The organism is Massilia soli, from assembly GCF_016809835.1.
GTDB lineage: Bacteria > Pseudomonadota > Gammaproteobacteria > Burkholderiales > Burkholderiaceae_D > Telluria_A > Telluria_A soli.
In genome coordinates, this window is record NZ_JAFBIL020000006.1 from 332,715 (window position 1) to 351,277 (window position 18,563).

At 62.9% G+C, this 18,563-nt stretch carries 24 protein-coding genes; 10 read left to right on the plus strand and 14 right to left on the minus strand.

Features of this window, described 5'->3' with window-relative positions; all coding sequences use genetic code 11:
- Positions 1-2: 2 nt before the first annotated feature.
- The 9 genes from I4X03_RS16525 to I4X03_RS16565 form a co-directional block, all read right to left on the minus strand.
- Positions 3-599, minus strand: a complete 597-nt coding sequence (locus tag I4X03_RS16525) for an SCO family protein (RefSeq protein ID WP_223469339.1) — start codon at positions 597-599, stop codon at positions 3-5.
- A complete protein-coding gene (locus tag I4X03_RS16530; RefSeq protein ID WP_223469340.1) occupies positions 586-1,305 on the minus strand; it encodes an SURF1 family protein in 720 nt (239 codons plus the stop codon). The genes I4X03_RS16525 and I4X03_RS16530 overlap by 14 nt, the downstream gene beginning before the upstream one ends.
- 5 nt (positions 1,306-1,310) lie before the next feature.
- Positions 1,311-1,511: a twin transmembrane helix small protein gene (locus I4X03_RS16535; RefSeq protein WP_223469341.1), complete on the minus strand. Its 201-nt coding sequence runs from the start codon at positions 1,509-1,511 to the stop codon at positions 1,311-1,313.
- Between the two features lie 106 nt (positions 1,512-1,617).
- On the minus strand, positions 1,618-2,487 hold the full coding sequence (locus I4X03_RS16540) for a cytochrome c oxidase subunit 3 (protein ID WP_223469342.1): 870 nt from the start codon (positions 2,485-2,487) through the stop codon (positions 1,618-1,620).
- Between the two features lie 51 nt (positions 2,488-2,538).
- On the minus strand, positions 2,539-2,754 hold the full coding sequence (locus I4X03_RS16545) for a DUF2970 domain-containing protein (RefSeq protein WP_223469343.1): 216 nt from the start codon (positions 2,752-2,754) through the stop codon (positions 2,539-2,541).
- A gap of 13 nt (positions 2,755-2,767) precedes the next feature.
- Positions 2,768-3,322 (minus strand): cytochrome c oxidase assembly protein, encoded by a 555-nt coding sequence (locus I4X03_RS16550; RefSeq protein WP_223469344.1) that lies wholly within the window; start codon positions 3,320-3,322, stop codon positions 2,768-2,770.
- A 171-nt stretch (positions 3,323-3,493) separates the two neighbouring features.
- Entirely contained in the window at positions 3,494-5,092 is a 1,599-nt protein-coding gene (gene ctaD / locus I4X03_RS16555) for a cytochrome c oxidase subunit I (RefSeq protein ID WP_223469345.1), read from the minus strand.
- Between the two features lie 13 nt (positions 5,093-5,105).
- The gene (coxB, locus tag I4X03_RS16560; RefSeq protein WP_223469346.1) at positions 5,106-6,293 is read right to left on the minus strand and encodes a cytochrome c oxidase subunit II; all 1,188 of its coding nucleotides are present in this window, start codon (positions 6,291-6,293) and stop codon (positions 5,106-5,108) included.
- A gap of 363 nt (positions 6,294-6,656) precedes the next feature.
- Positions 6,657-7,574, minus strand: a complete 918-nt coding sequence (locus tag I4X03_RS16565; RefSeq protein ID WP_223469347.1) for a methyltransferase domain-containing protein — start codon at positions 7,572-7,574, stop codon at positions 6,657-6,659.
- Between the two features lie 51 nt (positions 7,575-7,625).
- Here I4X03_RS16565 and I4X03_RS16570 point away from each other — a divergent pair, with 51 nt between their 5' ends.
- Together I4X03_RS16570 and trmL are read left to right on the plus strand one after the other, a co-directional pair.
- Positions 7,626-8,390, plus strand: a complete 765-nt coding sequence (locus I4X03_RS16570) for a ComF family protein (protein WP_223469348.1) — start codon at positions 7,626-7,628, stop codon at positions 8,388-8,390.
- 18 nt (positions 8,391-8,408) lie between these two features.
- Positions 8,409-8,879 carry a tRNA (uridine(34)/cytosine(34)/5-carboxymethylaminomethyluridine(34)-2'-O)-methyltransferase TrmL gene (gene trmL, locus I4X03_RS16575; protein WP_223469349.1) on the plus strand — a complete coding sequence of 157 codons (471 nt, stop codon included), beginning with the start codon at positions 8,409-8,411 and terminating at the stop codon, positions 8,877-8,879.
- A 3-nt stretch (positions 8,880-8,882) separates the two neighbouring features.
- On the opposite strand, the gene I4X03_RS16580 is transcribed toward trmL, so the two are convergent.
- From I4X03_RS16580 to I4X03_RS16590, 3 genes are all read right to left on the minus strand, one after another.
- A complete protein-coding gene (locus tag I4X03_RS16580; protein ID WP_223469350.1) occupies positions 8,883-9,347 on the minus strand; it encodes a nuclear transport factor 2 family protein in 465 nt (154 codons plus the stop codon).
- A 119-nt stretch (positions 9,348-9,466) separates the two neighbouring features.
- Positions 9,467-9,943: an adenylyltransferase/cytidyltransferase family protein gene (locus tag I4X03_RS16585; RefSeq protein ID WP_223469351.1), complete on the minus strand. Its 477-nt coding sequence runs from the start codon at positions 9,941-9,943 to the stop codon at positions 9,467-9,469.
- A gap of 23 nt (positions 9,944-9,966) precedes the next feature.
- A complete protein-coding gene (locus tag I4X03_RS16590) occupies positions 9,967-11,154 on the minus strand; it encodes a PilT/PilU family type 4a pilus ATPase (protein WP_223469352.1) in 1,188 nt (395 codons plus the stop codon).
- A 111-nt stretch (positions 11,155-11,265) separates the two neighbouring features.
- Here I4X03_RS16590 and I4X03_RS16595 point away from each other — a divergent pair, with 111 nt between their 5' ends.
- The 5 genes from I4X03_RS16595 to I4X03_RS16615 all read left to right on the plus strand — a co-directional run bounded on the left by I4X03_RS16595 (position 11,266) and on the right by I4X03_RS16615 (position 14,186).
- Positions 11,266-12,210 (plus strand): LysR substrate-binding domain-containing protein, encoded by a 945-nt coding sequence (locus I4X03_RS16595; RefSeq protein ID WP_223469353.1) that lies wholly within the window; start codon positions 11,266-11,268, stop codon positions 12,208-12,210.
- Between the two features lie 26 nt (positions 12,211-12,236).
- Entirely contained in the window at positions 12,237-13,091 is an 855-nt protein-coding gene (gene ubiA / locus I4X03_RS16600) for a 4-hydroxybenzoate octaprenyltransferase (protein ID WP_223469354.1), read from the plus strand.
- A 101-nt stretch (positions 13,092-13,192) separates the two neighbouring features.
- Positions 13,193-13,510, plus strand: coding sequence for an ElaB/YgaM/YqjD family protein (locus tag I4X03_RS16605; protein WP_223469355.1), 318 nt, complete (start codon positions 13,193-13,195; stop codon positions 13,508-13,510).
- Between the two features lie 6 nt (positions 13,511-13,516).
- The gene (locus I4X03_RS16610; protein ID WP_223469356.1) at positions 13,517-13,894 is read left to right on the plus strand and encodes a phage holin family protein; all 378 of its coding nucleotides are present in this window, start codon (positions 13,517-13,519) and stop codon (positions 13,892-13,894) included.
- The gene (locus I4X03_RS16615; RefSeq protein ID WP_223469357.1) at positions 13,887-14,186 is read left to right on the plus strand and encodes a hypothetical protein; all 300 of its coding nucleotides are present in this window, start codon (positions 13,887-13,889) and stop codon (positions 14,184-14,186) included. The genes I4X03_RS16610 and I4X03_RS16615 overlap by 8 nt, the downstream gene beginning before the upstream one ends.
- Before the next feature lie 81 nt (positions 14,187-14,267).
- On the opposite strand, the gene proC is transcribed toward I4X03_RS16615, so the two are convergent.
- Entirely contained in the window at positions 14,268-15,083 is an 816-nt protein-coding gene (gene proC / locus I4X03_RS16620; protein WP_223469358.1) for a pyrroline-5-carboxylate reductase, read from the minus strand.
- A 9-nt stretch (positions 15,084-15,092) separates the two neighbouring features.
- Complete coding sequence (locus tag I4X03_RS16625) at positions 15,093-15,794, minus strand: YggS family pyridoxal phosphate-dependent enzyme (protein WP_223469359.1); 702 nt, start codon at positions 15,792-15,794, stop codon at positions 15,093-15,095.
- Between the two features lie 90 nt (positions 15,795-15,884).
- Between I4X03_RS16625 and I4X03_RS16630 the strand changes: the two genes are divergently transcribed.
- From I4X03_RS16630 to I4X03_RS16640, 3 genes are read left to right on the plus strand one after another with little or no spacing between them, the layout of a single operon-like run.
- Positions 15,885-16,928 (plus strand): type IV pilus twitching motility protein PilT, encoded by a 1,044-nt coding sequence (locus tag I4X03_RS16630; RefSeq protein ID WP_223469360.1) that lies wholly within the window; start codon positions 15,885-15,887, stop codon positions 16,926-16,928.
- 18 nt (positions 16,929-16,946) lie between these two features.
- Complete coding sequence (locus I4X03_RS16635; RefSeq protein WP_223469361.1) at positions 16,947-18,083, plus strand: PilT/PilU family type 4a pilus ATPase; 1,137 nt, start codon at positions 16,947-16,949, stop codon at positions 18,081-18,083.
- A complete protein-coding gene (locus I4X03_RS16640; protein ID WP_223469362.1) occupies positions 18,080-18,559 on the plus strand; it encodes a glutathione peroxidase in 480 nt (159 codons plus the stop codon). Before I4X03_RS16635 ends, I4X03_RS16640 begins: the two co-directional genes overlap by 4 nt.
- The last annotated feature ends 4 nt before the right edge of the window (positions 18,560-18,563 follow it).

Consider the following 18,563-nt stretch of genomic DNA (forward strand, 5'->3'; position numbering starts at 1 on the left):
CGTCAGCCGATCGCGGACGCTTTGAGCACCTTGCCAATGTCCTTCTTGACCTTGGCCGGGTCGGCGTTTTTCGGGAAGCGCATCATCAGGTTGCCAAGCGGGTCGATCAGGTAGATATGGTCGGCCGCGTTGCCGCCCTGCTCCACCGGCAGCCATTTGGCGACCGCGTCCGCCGGCGCGCGCAGGAAGTGGGTGCCTTCGACTACACGCATCAGCATGGTGTCGAGCGGGGTGCTGTCGGTGATCAGCCAGACGCGTTCGACGCGCTCGCGCTCCTTGCCCTGCATCAGGCGCAGCTGGCGCATCTGCACCAGCTGGTCGCGGCAGGCCTGCTGGCAGTCGCCGTTATCGACGTTGAGCATGATCCATTTACCCTTGAACTGCTCCAGGCCGGACGGCTTGCCGTCCAGCGTCGTCGCGCCCAGCTGCGGAATCGGGTGGTTGCGCGGGTCGATCAGGTCGCCGTAATTGGTGCGGCCGGCCGGCTTGATCACGTAATAGGTCAGGTATGACAGCAGCAGCGGCGACGCGCAGACGAGCAGCACGGCGAACAGCTTCCAGCGGCCTTTGCGCTTGGCGGGGGTGTTATGTTGGTCCACGTCTAAATCCTGTAGTCACAAAAAACAGCAGCGCCATCACGGCCAGCGCATACCATTGGAAAGCATAGCCCCGGTGTTTCTCAACGCCCAGGGAGGGGGCCGGCCAGTCGCGCACCAGCGCTTCGCCCGGCTGCGCCGGGTCGGACTGTTCGATGAAGAATGGCTGCAGCGTCAGGCCGCTGGCCTGGGCAAACTGCGCCACCTCGATGTTCTGCAAAATCGCGCCGGGCACCACCGGCGGCGCGCTACCGAGCTGCATCACCTTGCCCATCGTGGAACGCGCCACGCCGGTCACCGTGACCGGCCCGGACGGCGTGTCGATCGCAGGCTTCAGGCCCGCGGCGCCGGGCGGCCGCGCCAGCCAGCCGCGCGCCACCAGCACGTGGGTATCGGTGCCGGCCAGGCGCATCGGCATCAAGAGGTAGAAGCCAGGCCCCTTGCCCTCTTGCGGACGGTTGTCGAGCAGGATCGGCCAGGCGGCGACAAATTCGCCGGTGGCGCTGACCCTGCGGTGCTGGACCTCGGCGGCCTCAAGCGGCGTGCCGCCAACGATCAGCGCCGGCGCCCTGGCGGCCTGGTCGACCTGCTGCTGCACGGCGATCTTGCCGGCGGCGCGGCGGTCCTGCCACTGGCCCAGCGACACCCCCAGCGCCACCAGCAGCATGGTGGCGACGAACGGAATCGGGCGGAAGCGGAAAGCGCGCATCGGCTTCAGCGGATGCCGGTAGGCGCGATCCAGCCGAGCTGGTTGGCCAGCAGGATCAGCAGGAACAAGGTGACCGACAGCCCGACCCGCATGGCCAGCGCGCGCATCGTGCGCGGGCTCTTGCCTTTGTCGCGCATCAGGAAGAACAGCGCCGACGCGAGGCTGGCAATAATCATGATGAAAGCGAGGGCGACGAGGATTTTCATGGCGTTTTGATTGGGTGGCTAAACGATCGGCGATTCGGCAAAAAAGCCGCACGCAGGATTATCCCACGTGCGGCTTTTTTGAGCGGAGGGTAACCCCTCCGGCAAATTACAGCCAGTAGACGACGACGTACAGGCCAAGCCAGACGACGTCGACGAAGTGCCAGTACCAGGCGGCGCCTTCGAAACCGAAGTGATGCTCCGGCGTGAAGTGGCCCTTCATCAAGCGGAACAGGACCACGGCCAGCATGATCGCGCCGACGGTGACGTGGAAGCCGTGGAAGCCGGTCAGCATGTAGAAGGTCGAACCGTAGATACCCGAGGTCAGCTTCAGGTTCAGGTCGCTGTAAGCGTGCATGTATTCATACACCTGGAAGCCCATGAAGATGGCGCCCAGCAGCACGGTAGCGGCCAGCCAGGTGATGGTCTTCGAACGCTTGCCCGCCAGCAGGGCGTGGTGCGAAATGGTCAGCGTCACGCCCGACAGCAGCAGCAGCGCGGTGTTGATGGTCGGGATCGGGAACGGACCCATGGTCTGGAAGCTGTCGATGACGCCGGCAGGACCGCCGGTGCCCCACTGGCCAGCGTAGTCGGGCCAGATCACCTTGTGGTCGAGATCGGCCAGCCAAGGCATCGAGATCGAGCGGGCGTAGAACAGCGCGCCGAAGAAGGCCGCGAAGAACATCACTTCCGAGAAGATGAACCAGCTCATCGACCAGCGGAACGACAGGTCGATACGCTTGCTGTACAGGCCAGATTCCGATTCCTTGATGGCGTCGCCGAACCAGAAATACAGCACCAGCAGGGTCGACAGGATACCGCCGATGGTCAGGATCGGACCGAAACCGGCGCCATTAACCCAGCCCGATGCACCGATCATCGTGGCAAGCAGGGACATGCCGGCAAACAGCGGCCAGCGCGACGGGCCAGGCACGAAATAGTACGGTGCTGCGGCGCCTTTGGTTGAACTCATCTTCATCTCCTAAATCAAACTGTATTCGGTGAATGTCTTGCTGCTGTTTTTTAAAATCTATTGTGCTACCGCGAACCGGACCACCATCACCAGCACGCCGATAAAAATCGCCGCCCCGATCAGGCCGGCGATGATCACATGCACCGGGTTCAGGTTGGCTGAATCGCTTGCGTAATCCTTGCCCTTGCGCACGCCAAAAAAGGACCAGAACACGGCCTTCATGGTGGCGCCGAACGACGCCTTGCGGCGCCTGGCCTGGTTCAGTTCATCCATCGCGCCCGCCCTGTCACTTCGCCGCGTTCATGCCGGCGATTTCAAAGAACGTGTACGACAGCGTAATCGTTTTTACTTCGCGCGGCAGCTTCGGGTCGATAAAGAACACGACCGGCATCTGCCTCGCTTCATTCGGTCCCATGGTCTGCTCCTTGAAGCAGAAGCACTCCACTTTCATGAAGTGCGGCGTGGCCGACTGCGGCGCGTAGCTCGGAATCGCCTGCGCCTTGATCGTGCGCGCCTGGGTGTTGACCACTTCGTACATCACGGTGGCCAGCTCGCCCGGGTGGACATCGATGCTGCGCGTGGTCGGGCGGAAGCGCCACGGGCCCTGCGCATTACCATCGAGCTCAACCGTAATGGTGCGGCTCTTGTCGACCTGGGTGTTCTCAGGACGTTCGACCATGCCATCGGACTGCGTCAACACGTTGATGCCGAGCGCCTCGCACAACTGCTTGTACATCGGCACCAATGCGTAGCCGAAGCCAAACATCATCACCGCCAGCACAACCAATTTTCCCAGCATCTTTTTATTGAGCTGGATCCTGCCTGACTGTTCGCGGTTCATATCACATCAACCACATGCGCTTGACGAACAAGGCCACGAAAAAGAACAGGGCGATCCCGCCGATGATCAGGCCGGTCTTCAGGTTATTCGGTTTCTTCGGGTCAGTCATGGTTACCACTTATTGTTCCGTGGCGGCGCGGGCCCGTCGGGCCCGCGCCGCCGGTGCTGCTATTACTTGACCAGCGGCGGCGTTTCGAACGTGTGGAAAGGCGCCGGGCTCGGTACGGTCCACTCCAGGCCTTCCGCGCCATCCCATGGCTTGTCGGCAGCTTTTGCACCGCCACGGATGGTCGGCAGGACCACGAAGAACAGGAAGTACGCTTGCGACAGGCCGAAACCGAATGCGCCGATGGTTGCGATGGCGTTGAAGTCGGTGAACTGCGCCGAGTAATCCGCATAGCGGCGTGGCATGCCTGCCAGGCCCAGGAAGTGCATCGGGAAGAACGTGATGTTGAACGTGATCAGCGATGCCCAGAAGTGGAACTTGCCGCGGAACTCGCTGTACATGTGGCCGGTCCACTTCGGTACCCAGTAGTAGAAGCCGGCGAACAGCGCGAACAGCGAACCTGCCACCAGTACATAGTGGAAGTGCGCCACCACGTAGTAGGTATCCTGCAGCTGGATGTCGATCGGGGTCACAGCCAGGATCAGGCCGGTGAAGCCGCCGATGGTGAACACGAAGATGAAGCCGACCGAGAACAGCATCGGGGTTTCGAAGGTCATTTCGCCCTTCCACATCGTGGCGACCCAGTTAAATACCTTCACGCCGGTCGGCACCGCGATCAGCATGGTGGCGTACATGAAGAACAGCTGGCTGGTCACCGGCATGCCGGTGGTGAACATGTGGTGCGCCCAGACGATGAACGACAGGATCGCGATCGACGCGGTCGCGTAGACCATCGATGCGTAGCCGAACAGCGGCTTGCGTGCGAATGCTGGCAGGATCTGCGAGACGATACCGAACGCCGGCAGGATCATGATGTACACCTCCGGGTGTCCGAAGAACCAGAAGATGTGCTGGTACATGACCGGGTCGCCGCCGCCGGCAGCGTTAAAGAACGAGGTGCCGAAGTGGCGGTCGGTCAGGGTCATGGTGATCGCGCCTGCCAGGACCGGCATCACGGCGATCAGCAGGTAGGCGGTGATCAGCCAGGTCCAGCAGAACATCGGCATCTTCATCAGGGTCATGCCAGGAGCGCGCATGTTCAGGATGGTGACGACGATGTTGATCGAACCCATGATCGACGAGGCGCCCATCAGGTGCATCGCGAAAATACCCATGTCCATGCCGATACCCATCTGGGTCGACAGCGGTGCGTACAGGGTCCAGCCGGCAGCGGTGGCGCCGCCAGGAACGAAGAACGACGCGGCCAGCAGGATTGCCGCAGGCGGCAGCAGCCAGAACGAGAAGTTGTTCATGCGCGCGAACGCCATGTCGGATGCGCCGATCTGCAGCGGGATCATCCAGTTGGCGAAGCCGACGAAGGCCGGCATGATCGCGCCGAACACCATCACCAGGCCGTGCATCGTGGTCAGCTGGTTGAAGAACTCAGGCTGGAAGAACTGCAGGCCAGGCTGGAACAGCTCGGTACGGATGCCCAGCGCGAGAACGCCGCCGGACATCAGCATGACGAGGGAGAACCACAGGTACAGCGTACCGATGTCCTTGTGGTTGGTCGCGAACAACCAGCGGCTCAGACCGTGTGGATGATCGTGCGCGTGATCGTGGCTGTCGTGGCCGTGTGCGTGATCGATTGTGCTTGTGCTCATCTGAAGCTCCTAATTACTTGCGTGCAGCCAGAACTTCGGCTGGTTGAACGATGTTTTCCGCTGCCTTGTTCGACCAGCTATTGCGGGTGTAGGTGATCACCGCAGCAATATCCGAATCCGACAATTGTTTCCATGCTGGCATTTCCGAAGGGTACTTACCGCTCTTCTGGCCGTTCAGCAGCACGTCGATCTGCGGCGCTTTCGGGCCGAGCACGAGGGCCGAGCCGTCCAGCGGCGCGAAGGCGCCCGGCACACCCTTGCCGTTGGCCTGGTGGCAGGCGATGCAATTGGTGTTGTAGACGGTTTCGCCTTTGGTTTTCAGTTCGTCGATGGTCCAGACCTTGGTCGGATCGTCGGCCAGCGCCGCCATTTCCTTCTGCTTGCCGGCGACCCATGCGCTGTAGTCGGCGTCGGACACGACGCGCACGACGATCGGCATGAAGGCGTGTTCCTTGCCGCACAGTTCGACGCAGTTGCCGCGGTAGGTACCGATTTTCTCAGCCTTGAACCAGGTGTCGCGCACAAAACCAGGAATCGCATCCTGCTTGACGCCGAACGCAGGAATCGTCCATGCGTGGATCACGTCGTTGGCGGTCAGCACCAGGCGGACTTTCTTGTTTACTGGAACGACGACTTCGTTGTCGACTTCCAGCAGGTAGTTTTCATTGCGCGCTTCAGTTGGCGCCACGCCTGGCGAGCCCACCTGCGAACGCGGGGTCGACAGGTTCGACAGGAAGGAAATGCCTTCGCCCTCGCCCTTCAGGTAATCGTAGCCCCACTTCCACTGCATGCCGGTGACCTTGATGGTCAGGTCGGCGTTGGAGGTGTCCTTCATCGCGACAACGGTCTTGGTCGCTGGCAGCGCCATGCCAATGACGATCAGGAACGGCACCACGGTCCATGCTATTTCGACCGCGGTCGATTCGTGGAAGGTCGCTGCCTTGTGTCCCTGCGAACGGCGGTGCTTGAAGACCGAATAGAACATCACGCCGAACACGGCAACGAAGATCACCAGGCAGACCACCATCATCCAGGTGTGCAGCGTGTTGATTTCATCAGCGATGCGCGTTACAGGCATCTGCAGGTTCAACTGATTCTCAATTGGACGCCCCTGCACCTGTGCCACAGCCAATGCCGGAAGTCCGGCTGCCGTAACAGCCAGGCCGAACATCAAGGCTTGAAGTCGCTTTGCATATGTCATGTTTTCCCCAACCACCCAAAGATAAGAATATTTTTAAACGCCCAGCAATCCTGGCTTGCTACCGCAGACGCTCCAAAACCATCGCACAAAAAGGTCCCATACCGGCACACCGCGCCGATTGCCGCGAATCCGGTTGGAACCATCACAACGTACCCGGTGGAGAAAACGCACCGCGCACGCTGGCTTGCTATCGCGCTCGACTTTCATGCCGCTGAATTCGCCCGTTTTTTGAGCACACACAGCCACAGTCGACAAAATTAGTCGTTGATTATACTCAATGAGTAGTGTCTACATCAAGGAATAATCGCCGCCGTTGTGGCCTGAACCCTTGCATTTCGCTGGGGCGACCCCACGTTTCGGGACCTAGCGCGGCCGCGGCGGTTCGAAGCGGATGATCGCTTCGCCGGCCGCGGTCTTGCGCGGGGCCGGGCGGAATGCATGTCCATAGATGACCTCGAAACTCAGGCCCAGCTTGCCGTCGGGGCGGCGCTGGCGCTCCAGCGCAGCGCGCATTCTAAGCCAGCCGGCCCGGCCTTGCAGGCCGCGCACGCGCGTGGCGAGCGGATTGCCGCCCAGCGCGCGGACGTCGGCCAACAGCGCGTCAGGCGTGTCGTATGTCACGGTAATAATTTCCATATCCATCACCGGAGTCGAGAAACCGGCTTCCACCAGCTGGTCGCCGAAATCGTGCATGTCGACGAACGGCAAGGCATGCGGATGCCCGTCGACCTCGGCAAAGGCCGCCCGCAGCTCGCGGAAGGTATCGGGACCGAAATTGGAGAACATCAACAACCCCTCCACCCGCAACACCCGGCGCCACTCGGCGAACACCCGGTCCGGCTGCGGATGCCAGTGCAGCGCCAGGTTCGACCACACCAGGTCGACGGAGTTCGGCCCGAGCGGCAATTGGCCAAAGTCCGCGCACACCAGGTCGATGCCGGTTTTGCCTGGCATCAAGCGGTTCAGCATCGATTTCAGGCTGGAGGCCGGCGCCGCCGCCCTGGCCCCGGCCAGCATCGCGGCGCTGGCATCGACGCCGATCACCTGCGCGGCGGGATAGTCTTTTTGCAATGTTGCAAGATCGGCTCCGGTGCCGCAGCCCGCGTCGAGCACCTGCGCCGGCGCCAGTTTCACCAGCGCCAGCCGGTCATGCATGCGCGAAGCAATCTCGCGGCGCAGGAAATCGGACGGCGCCACGCGGGCAGGATCGGCGAACAAGGTGCGCACGCGCGCCAGGTCGATCGGCGCGCTCATTTTGGAAGGGGACTGGGGATTTGCCATGACGGTAATGCGAATGCGTGCCGCGAGAATGAGATAATGGCGGAAGTGTACATGTTGCGAGGCGAGAGCGTGGCCGACCGATTGCGCCTGACGATGCAAGGATGGCCGCTGGCAGTGGCGCGCGCCTTGCTGCCCTCCTCCTGCGCGCTGTGCGGCGCCGGCTGCGGCGGCGTCGTGTGCGTGCCCTGCCACGGCGAGCATGTGGCGCCGCGCCGGCCGCGCTGCCGGCGCTGCGCCAACCCGCTGGGCGCCGGTGCCGACGGCCGCATCGACTGCGCGGCGTGCCTGAGCGAGGGGCGCGCCTTCGACGCCAGCGTGGCGGCGGCCGATTACACAGCGCCATTGGACCAGCTGGTGTTGCAGCTCAAGTTTGGCGGGCGGCTGGCGTTGGCGCCCTGGTTCGCACTGATGATTGCCGACACGGTGCGCGAGCAGCGCCAGCTGTTGCTGCCGAATGTACTGTGCCCGGTGCCGCTGGGCCGGCAACGGCTGGTGGAGCGCGGTTTCAACCAGGCGCTGGAAATTGCCCGGCCGCTGTCGAGCCTGCTTGGCATTCCGCTGCGGCCGCGGTTGGCGATCCGGGCGCTGGAGACGCCGGCGCAGTCCGGTGTCGCGCCCGACCAGCGCCGCCGCAACATCCGCAACGCCTTCATCGTGGCGCCGGACGCGCTGGCGATGGTGCGCGGCCAGCACATCGGCATCGTCGACGATGTGATGACCAGCGGTCACACGCTCGATGAACTGGCCGTCACGCTCAAGCGTTTCGGCGCGGCGCGGGTCTCCAACCTGGTGTTCGCGCGCACGCCACCCCATTGATCTTTAAGGAGAAGCACCTTGTTTCATGTTGTTTTGGTCGAGCCCGAAATTCCGCCGAACACCGGCAATGTCATCCGCCTGTGCGCGAATACGGGTGCCCGGCTGCACCTGATCGAGCCGCTCGGCTTTCCGCTGGACGACACCAAGATGAAGCGCGCAGGGCTCGATTACCACGAGTACGCCAGCATGAAGGTCCACGCAAGCTGGGAGGCTTATCTTGAGGCGGAGCGGCCTGATGCCTCACGCATGTTCGCGCTGACCACGCACGGCTCGTCGCCGTTTGCCAGCGCCAGCTTCAAGCCGGGCGACGTGTTCGTATTCGGCAGCGAGACGCGCGGCTTGGCGCCCGAACGGCGCGAGTCGTTCCCGCCGGCCCAGCGCATCCGCCTGCCGATGATGCCCGACAACCGCAGCCTGAACCTCTCGAACACGGTGGCCGTGGTGGTGTTCGAGGCATGGCGCCAGAACGGCTACGCCGGAGGCGCCTGAAGTTCAGTGGATCGATGGCGGCGTCGTCGCGTCGGTCACGGGCACGTTGCGGCTGGTTCCCGCTTGCCCCAGCTGAAACGCCTCCACCGCGCGGTGGGTGTCCGTCATTTCGCGGAACGCGGTGACTTTACCGTCCTGAACCGTAAACAGGTGCACCCAGTCGCTGCCCCAGTCGAAGCCGTTTGCCCTGACGGTCCAGTCGTAATGCCCCAGGACCACCACGCGACCGTCCTGCGCGATGAATTCGGCCGGCCGGAAGTCGCGCAGCTGCTGGGCCGCAGCGACCATCTGGAAAAATTCGGCGACGCTGGCGCGCCCCTGGCGCTTGCCGGCGAAAGGCAGGCCCGGCACGTCCGGCTCTTCCCACGCGATGTCCTGCGCCATGTAGGACAGCAAGCGCCCGCTGTCGCCCTTGGTGAAGGCGTCGTAGACCTGCTGGATGAGCTCGATGTTGGCTTGTTCGTTCATGATCTTCTCCCGCCACGTTGATTCGTCGATGATCAACTCAGTATGGTCGGGGGATGCATGAACTTCAATGATGCGGGCGCAATTGTGGTGCGCTCGCGGATGACGCCGACGCCGCCTCGTCAGCCGGCCCGGACCTTCGTCAGCAGCTTGGTGGTCGAGCGGTCGTGCTTGAAGTCGATCGCGATCGCCTGGCCGCCGTAGGCAAGCACGGCCTGGCCTTCCGGGATCGCGGTCATGTCGTAGTCGCCGCCCTTGGCATAAATCTCCGGGCGCGCTTCCTGCACCACTTCCAGCGCGGTGTCTTCATCGAAGTCGACCACCAGCGCCACCGACTCCAGCGCGGCCAGCACCGCCATCCGGTCGGCGCAGGTATTCAACGGCCGGTCATCGCCCTTGCCGAGCCGCTTCACCGACGCGTCGGTGTTGGCCGCCACCACCAGCGAGGCGCCCAGCGCGCGCGCCTGCGCCAGGTAAGTCACATGGCCGCGGTGCAGGATGTCGAACACGCCGTTGGTCAGCACCACCGGTTTCGGCAGCGCGGCAACGCGCCGCGCCAGTTCGCTGCGGGTGCAAATCTTGTTCTCGAAATCAGGCATGAGATCGCTTTAAAGTAATTGGGTTAATGCGCCGGCTTGTCTTCTTCCGGCTCTTCTTCAATCGCCATCGACAGGTCGTCGGCCGTGGTCGCGCTGGTGTTGCCAGGCTCCTTGCGGTCGCCGCGCAGCTTGATCTGCAGGCGCAGGCCGTTGGCCGAGTCGGCGTTGCGGATCGCCTCGTCGTAGCTGATGCTGCCCTGGTTGTACAGCTCGTACAGCGCCTGGTCGAAGGTGCACATGCCCAGCTCGCGCGACTTGTGCATGATCTCCTTGATCCCGTGGAAGTTCCCTTTCAGGATCATCTCACTGATCGTCGCGGTATTGAGCAAGATCTCGATCGCGGCCTTGCGGCCCTTGCCGTCCTCGGTGCGCACCAGGCGCTGCGAGACGATGCCGCGCAAGTTCGACGACAGGTCCATCAGCAGCTGGTTGCGCCGCTCTTCCGGGAAGAAGTTGATGATCCGGTCCATCGTCTGGTTGGCGTTGTTGGCATGCAGCGTGCCAAGGCACAGATGGCCGGTTTCGGCGAACGCGATCGCGTGCTCCATCGTCTCGGTGTCGCGGATCTCGCCGATCAGGATCACGTCCGGGGCCTGGCGCAAGGTATTCTTCAGCGCGTTGTGCCAAGAGTGCGTGTCGACGCCGACTTCGCGGTGCGTGACCAGGCAGTTCTTGTTCTTGTGAACGTACTCGACCGGGTCTTCCACGGTGATGATATGCCCGGCCGAATTGGCGTTGCGGTAATCGATCATCGCAGCCAGCGTCGTCGACTTGCCCGAACCCGTGCCGCCGACCACCAGCACCAGCCCGCGCTTGGTCATGATGACTTCCTTGAGCACTTCCGGCAGGCCGAGCTTGTCGAAGTTCGGAATTTCGGAGGCGATCGTCCGCACCACCATCGCCACGCACTGCTGCTGCACAAACACATTGACGCGGAAGCGGCATACATTGGGCAGCGAGATCGCGAAATTGCATTCCATCTCGGCCTCGAACTCGGCGCGCTGGCGCTCGTTCATCAGCGACATGGCGAGCGCGCGCGTGACCTCGCCGGTCAGGCGCTGCTGGCTCAGCGGCTTCATGGCGCCCTGATGCTTCATGCTGGGCGGGAAGTCGGACGAGATAAACAAGTCGGAACCGCCCTGGTGGTGCATCACGGTGAGCAGTTTATGGATGTAAGCCTGGGCTTCGGCGGGGCCAAAGGTCGTAGACATGGAAGCCTTTCACGGATTATGCTGGAGCTGGACTAGCCCCCCCGGCAATTATATCGACACCTTTCCGGTAGAATATAAAATCTTTCCGACCCAGAGTGGTTGACTACGCCCATGACCCTGACCGAACTGAAATACATCGTTGCCGTCGCGCGTGCGAAACATTTCGGCCATGCGGCCGAGGCTTGTTTTGTGGCCCAGCCGACTTTATCTGTCGCGATCAAGAAGCTTGAAGACGAACTTGGCGTGGTGCTGTTCGAGCGCGGCGGTTCCGAGGTATCCGTCACGCCGCTGGGCGCGCAGATCGTGGCCCAGGCCGAGCGCGTGCTGGAGCAAACGGCCGCGATCAAGGAGCTGGCCAAGCAGAACAAAGACCCGCTGGCCGGCCCGCTGCGCCTCGGCGTGATTTACACCATCGGCCCTTACCTGCTGCCGCCGCTGGTCAAGAACATGATCGACCACGTGCCGCAGATGCCGCTGATCCTGCAGGAAAACTTCACCGTTCGCCTGCTGGAGATGCTGCGCCAGGGCGAGCTTGACGCGGCCATCATGGCGCTGCCGCTGCCCGACCACGGCATGTCGATGCAGGCGCTGTACGACGAGCCGTTCGTGGTCGCGATGCCCAAGCATCATCCGTGGGCCGCGCGCAGGTCGATTCCCGCAGCCGACCTGAAATCCGAAACCATGCTCCTGCTTGGCAACGGCCACTGTTTCCGCGACCAGGTGCTGGAAGTGTGCCCGGAAATGGCGCGCTTCTCGACACCCGGCAATGGCATGCAGCGCACGTTCGAAGGCTCGTCGCTGGAAACGATCCGTCACATGGTCGCCAGCGGCATCGGCCTGACCGTGCTGCCGCGCGCCTCGGTGGCCGACATGAACCCGAAAGACGGCATGCTGCGCTACACGCCCTTCGACGCGCCGACGCCGTCGCGGCGCGTGGTCATCGTCTGGCGCAAGAGCTTCACGCGCCGCGCGGCCATCGAAGCGGTCTGCGCCGCGGTCGCCGCCTGCGACCTGCCCGGCATCGAGATGCTTGCCAACGAGGCCGTCGCGGCTTGATCCCTAACGAACAACCAAAGCACGACATGAACAAGCTGGCGCTGTATGTTCGGCTGGTCCGCCTGGACAAGCCGATTGGTATCCTTTTGCTGCTGTGGCCTACCCTGTGGGCCTTGTGGATGGCCTCCGGCGGACGTCCCGACATCGGCATCGTCCTGATCTTCACGCTCGGCACCGTCCTGATGCGCTCGGCCGGCTGCGCCATCAACGACTACGCCGACCGCGACATCGATAAATTCGTCAAGCGCACCGCCGAACGGCCGCTCACGTCCGGCCGCCTCCAGAGCTGGGAAGCGCTGATGGTGGCCGGGGTGCTGGCGCTCGTGTCGTTCGTGCTGATCCTGCCGCTGAACACACTGACCAAGCAATTGTCGATCGCGGCCGTGATCATCGCCGGCAGCTACCCGTACTTCAAGCGCTTCTTCGCGATCCCGCAGGCCTACCTGGGCATCGCCTTCGGCTTCGGCATTCCGATGGGCTTTGCCGCGGTAACCGGCGCGGTGCCGGCGGTAGCGTGGTGGCTGCTGGTGGCCAACGTGTTCTGGGCGGTTGCCTACGACACCGAATACGCGATGGTCGACCGCGACGACGACCTGAAAATAGGCATCCGCACCTCGGCCATCACCTTCGGGCGCTTCGATGTGGCCGCCGTGATGCTGTGCTACGGCGCGGCGCTGGCGATCATTCTCGTGTCCGGCTGGCATCTTGGGCTGCGCTACTGGTTTGTCGGCGGTATCGCCGTGGCGGCAGCAATTGCGCTCTACCACTACACCCTGATCCGCGGACGCGACAGAATGGCGTGTTTTGCGGCTTTTCGTCACAACAATTGGTTGGGTGCGGCGGTTTTTGCTGGTGTCGCGTTAGACTACGCGTTAGGATAATGTTGTCCGAAAAGCACGGCAGGTGAGAGTTGCTCCAGCGCAAAGTATGCGGAGCTAACCTCCCTACAGTAGATCAATAATTTAAATGTGAGGAACTCATGATGCAACCAATTCCAACCAAAACCGGCGCTCGCGACCAACTGATGAATGACCTGAAAACCGTGATCCAGGATGCCGAAGCGTGGCTGCGCCACGGTGGAAACCTGACCGGCGATGAGTTCCACGCGGCCAAGGCCAAGTTCGAGCAGACGCTGATCAGTGCCAAGGCTGACTTGATCCACCTGCAGGAAACCGTGGTCGAGGGCACCAGGGAAGCGGCCAAGGCAACCGACGAATACGTGCATGAGAATCCATGGAAGTCGGTCTGCATCGGCGCCGGCGTCGGACTGCTGCTGGGCGTGCTGATCTCGCGCCGCTAACCCGCCATGGCGATCTTCGAATCGGTCGGGCGGCTGGGATCGACCCTGGTTGACATGTTGCACACGCGCCTGGAGCTGGCCGCGATCGAGGTCGAGGAAGAATCCCAGCGCATGCTGGGCTTCCTGCTGTTCGGCCTGCTTGCACTGGTCCTGTTCGGAGTCGCCTTCATCTTGCTGGCGTTTTTGGTGATCGTGATTTTCTGGGACACCCACCGCGTTGCGGCGGTGGCCGGCATGGCCGCGCTGTTCGGCGTTGCCGGCGCGATCATCGCAATGAAGGTCAAGTCAGGCTTCGCCAACAAGCCGCGGCTGCTGGCCAACACCATCGAAGAAATGCGCAAGGACATTGCATACGCGCGCATGGCGAGGGACGTCGATGAATAAGACATCAAAACATGCGCCGGCATCGCTGGCGGCGCGGCGCGAGGGGCTGGTGACGCTCTGCGCGCTGCAGCGGGTTTCCGCGACCGCCGAGATTCGCGACATCATGGCGCCGGTGCACAACCTGCGCGCCAAGGTTGGCGGGAATTTTGCGATTCCGGTGTCGGCGATCGGACTGATTGGCGGACTGATTTTCGCGGCGCGCAGCGGACGCTTGCTGCCGATGCTGACCACCGGGTTGTCGCTGTGGCGGCTGGGGCGCAATTCGCTGGACGCCTGGCGCCAGCGGGGCTAGCATGTCGTTCCCGCGCAGGCGGGAACCTATACGCCGCGTGCGTTTAGTTCAGCATAGGTTCCCGCCTGCGCGGGAACGACGTTAATTAGCGCCCATCTCCTCACCCAATTCGCGTCCACGAGCCGACGCCGCCTTCAGCGCCTTCACCACGGCCTCCTTCACGCCACTCTCCTCCATGCTGGTGATGGCTGCATACGTAGTCCCTCCCTTGGACGTCACGCGCTCACGCAGCACCTGCAAACTCTCAGGTGAACGCGCCGCAAGTTCCGCCGCGCCGGCAAAGGTGGCCAGCGCCAGCTCCCTGCCCTGCTCCGCGGTCAAGCCCAGTTCCACCGCCGCCTGCTGCATCGCTTCCAGAAAATAGAACACATACGCCGGACCGCTGCCCGACACCGCGGTCACCGGATCGATCAATGCCTCGTCGTCGAGCCACACGGTCTGGCCGGCCGCCTTCATGATCGCGTCAGCAGCGGCCTTCTGCGCCTCGCTCACGCCATCCATCGCCACCATGCCGGTGATGCCGCGCCCGATCAGCGCCGGGGTATTGGGCATCGTACGCACTACCGCGCGGTGCCCGCCCAGCCAGCGCGACAAGTCAGCGCCGCGAATCCCGGCCGCGATCGACAGCACCAGCGTACCGGCGCCGAGCTGCGGCTGCAGCAGGGCCGCCGCTTCGCGCATCTGCTGCGGCTTCACCGCCAGCACCACCACTTCCGACGCACGCACCTCATCGCCGATCTGCTGCGCTGCCGTGACGCCGTGCGCCTGCCGCAAGCGCTCAAGCGCTTCCGGATTCGGATCGACCACGTGAATGTTCGCGCCGGGCGTGAACTTGCCGGCCAGGCCCGCGATCAGCGCGGAGGCCATATTGCCGCCACCGATAAATGCAATCTTCATGACTTCCCCTTATTCGTAAGTGCGTGAGCCGAAGATGGCGCTGCCGACGCGCACGATGGTCGCGCCTTCGGCAATCGCGGCGGCCATGTCGGCCGACATGCCCATCGACAGCGTATCGACCGCGAGGCCAGCGTCGCGCAGCTGCTCCAGCATCTCGCGCAGGCGCGCAAATGGCGCGCGCTGGCGCGCCGGATCTGCCTCGGGCTCGGGAATCGCCATCAAGCCGCGCAGGCGCAGGTTTGGCAACAGCGCCACCGCGCGCGCCAGCTCCGGCAGTTCGGCGGCGCTGATGCCGCTCTTGCTCGCCTCGCCGCTGATGTTCACCTGCAGGCAGATGTTCAGCGGCCCCATGCCGGCAGGCCGCTGCTCGGACAGTCGCTGCGCGATCTTCAAGCGATCGACCGTGTGGGCCCACGCGAAATTCTCCGAGATAGGCCGGGTTTTGTTGCTCTGGATTGGACCGATGAAATGCCACTCCACCTGCACATCCGGCGCCGCCGCATGCACCGCCTGCTGTTTGTCGAGCGCTTCCTGCAGGTAGTTCTCGCCGAACGCGCGCTGGCCGCCGGCCATCGCTTCGAGCACCGCTTCAGGCGGGAAGGTCTTCGACACGGCAAGCAAAAGGATGTCGTCGCGCGCGCGGCCGCAGGCCTTCGCAGCAGCAACAATAGTGTGATCGACTGCTTGCAAGTTCTGGGCGATTGTGGACATAATCATTTTCTTAGAGCAATCAAGCACTTAGGTAAATAAATGCTAACGGTGTTATCAGGCAGGCACCGATAACAGGCACAGGGATTATAAATGGACATCTCCGAATTACTCGCATTCTCCGTCAAGAACAAGGCATCCGACCTGCACCTGTCGGCCGGCCTGCCGCCGATGATCCGCGTGCACGGCGACGTTCGCCGCATCAACCTGCCGCCGCTGGAGCACAAGGACGTGCACAGCATGATCTATGACATCATGAACGACGGCCAGCGCAAGCAGTACGAAGAAGTGCTCGAGGTCGACTTCTCGTTCGCGATTCCGGGCCTGGCGCGCTTTCGCGTCAACGCGTTCAACCAGGAGCGCGGCGCTTCCGCCGTGCTGCGGACGATTCCATCGAAGATCCTCAGCCTGCAAGACCTGAACGCGCCCAAGATTTTCGGCGAACTGGCGATGCGTCCGCGCGGCCTGGTGCTGGTCACCGGCCCGACCGGCTCGGGCAAATCGACGACCCTGGCGGCGATGGTCAACCACCTCAACGAAAACGAGTATGGCCACATCCTGACGATTGAAGACCCGATCGAGTTCGTGCACGAGTCGAAGAAATGCCTGATCAACCAGCGCGAAGTCGGCCCGCACACGCTTTCGTTCAACAACGCGCTGCGCTCGGCGCTGCGCGAAGACCCGGACTGCATCCTGGTCGGCGAACTGCGCGACCTCGAAACCATCCGCCTGGCCCTGTCGGCCGCGGAGACCGGCCACCTGGTGTTCGGCACGCTGCACACCTCGTCGGCCGCAAAAACCATCGACCGTATCGTCGACGTGTTCCCGGCGGATGAAAAAGAGATGGTGCGCGCGATGCTGTCCGAATCGCTGCAAGCGGTGGTATCGCAAACCCTGCTCAAGACGAAGGACGGCAATGGCCGCGTGGCCGCCCATGAAATCATGATCGGCACGCCGGCGATCCGCAACCTGATCCGCGAAGCGAAGATCGCCCAGATGTACTCGGCGATCCAGACCGGCAGCAACGTCGGCATGCAGACGCTGGACCAGAACCTGACCGACCTGGTGCGCCGTAACGTCATCTCGAGCGCCGCCGCGCGCTCCGCCGCCAAGATCCCGGATAACTTCCCCGGCTAAGAACATAAAGGACACGCGATGGAACGCGACCAGGCTTCAAAATTCATGTTCGACCTGCTGCGCCTGATGACCAGCAAGGGCGGCTCCGACCTGTTCATCACGGCCGGCTTCCCGCCTGCGATGAAAATCGACGGCAAGATGACGCCGGTCTCCAGCCAGCCCTTGACCGCGTCGCACACTGCGGACCTCGCGCGCGCCATCATGAACGACAAGCAGACCGCCACGTTCGAGCTGTCGAAGGAATGCAATTTCGCGATCAGCCCGGGCGACCTGGGGCGCTTCCGCGTCTCGGCGTTCGTGCAGATGAGCTGCGTCGGCATGGTGCTGCGCACGATCACGACCACGATTCCGAAGCTCGAAGACCTCGATCTTCCGCCCGTCCTGTCGGACATCATCATGTCCAAGCGCGGCCTGGTGATCATGGTCGGCGCCACCGGCTCCGGCAAATCGACGACGATGGCCGCGATGGTCGGCTACCGCAACGAGAACAGCTACGGCCACATCATCACCATCGAAGACCCGGTTGAATACGTCCACCCGCACAGGAACTGCGTGATCACGCAACGCGAAGTGGGCGTCGACACCGACAGCTTCGAAGCGGCGCTCAAGAACTCGCTGCGCCAGGCGCCGGACGTGATCCAGATCGGCGAAATCCGCGACCGCGAAACGATGGAACACGCGATCGCGTTTGCCGAAACCGGCCACCTGTGCCTGGCCACGCTGCACGCCAACAGCGCCAACCAGGCGCTCGACCGCATCATCAACTTCTTCCCGGAAGAGCGCCGCCAGCAGCTGCTGATGGACCTGTCCCTGAACCTGAAGGGGCTCGTTTCGCAGCGGCTCGTTCCGCGCAAGGAATCGAAGGGCCGCGTGGTCGCCGTCGAGATCATGCTCAACTCGCCGCTGATTTCGGACCTGATCTTCAAGGGCGACGTCCATGAGATCAAGGAAATCATGAAGAAGTCGCGCGAACTGGGGATGCAGACTTTCGACCAGGCGCTGTTCGACCTGCACGAGGCGGACAAGATCAGCTACGAAGACGCGCTGCGCAACGCCGACTCGGTCAACGACCTGCGCCTGACCATCAAACTGCAAGGCAAAGACGCCAAGAACCGCGACCTGTCGGCGGGTACCGAGCACCTGGGCATCGTTTGAACGTCTACGATTTTCGCGCCACCGACATCCAGGGCCAGCCGCTCGCGCTGGAACAATACCGCGGCAAGGTGCTGCTGATCGTGAACACGGCCAGCGCATGCGTGTTCACGGCGCAGTACAAGGAGCTCGAGCAGGTGTACCAGCAGTTTCGGGACCAGGGCGTGGTGGTGCTTGGCTTCCCCTGCAATCAGTTCCGCCAGCAGGAGCGCGGCACCGAAGCGGAGATCGGCGCTTTCTGCGAACGCAATTTCGGCGTGACGTTCCCCATGTTTGCCAAGATCGACGTCAACGGCGCCGGCGCGCATCCCCTGTTCAAGCATCTGAAGAAGGAGAAGCCGGGGCTGCTGGGGACGGGGCTGATCAAGTGGAACTTCACCAAGTTCTTGGTCGCCCGGGATGGCAGCGTGGTGGAGCGCTACAGCCCGACGACATCGCCGCGCGCGATTGCGGGCGACATCGAGAAACTGCTGGCGTGACCCG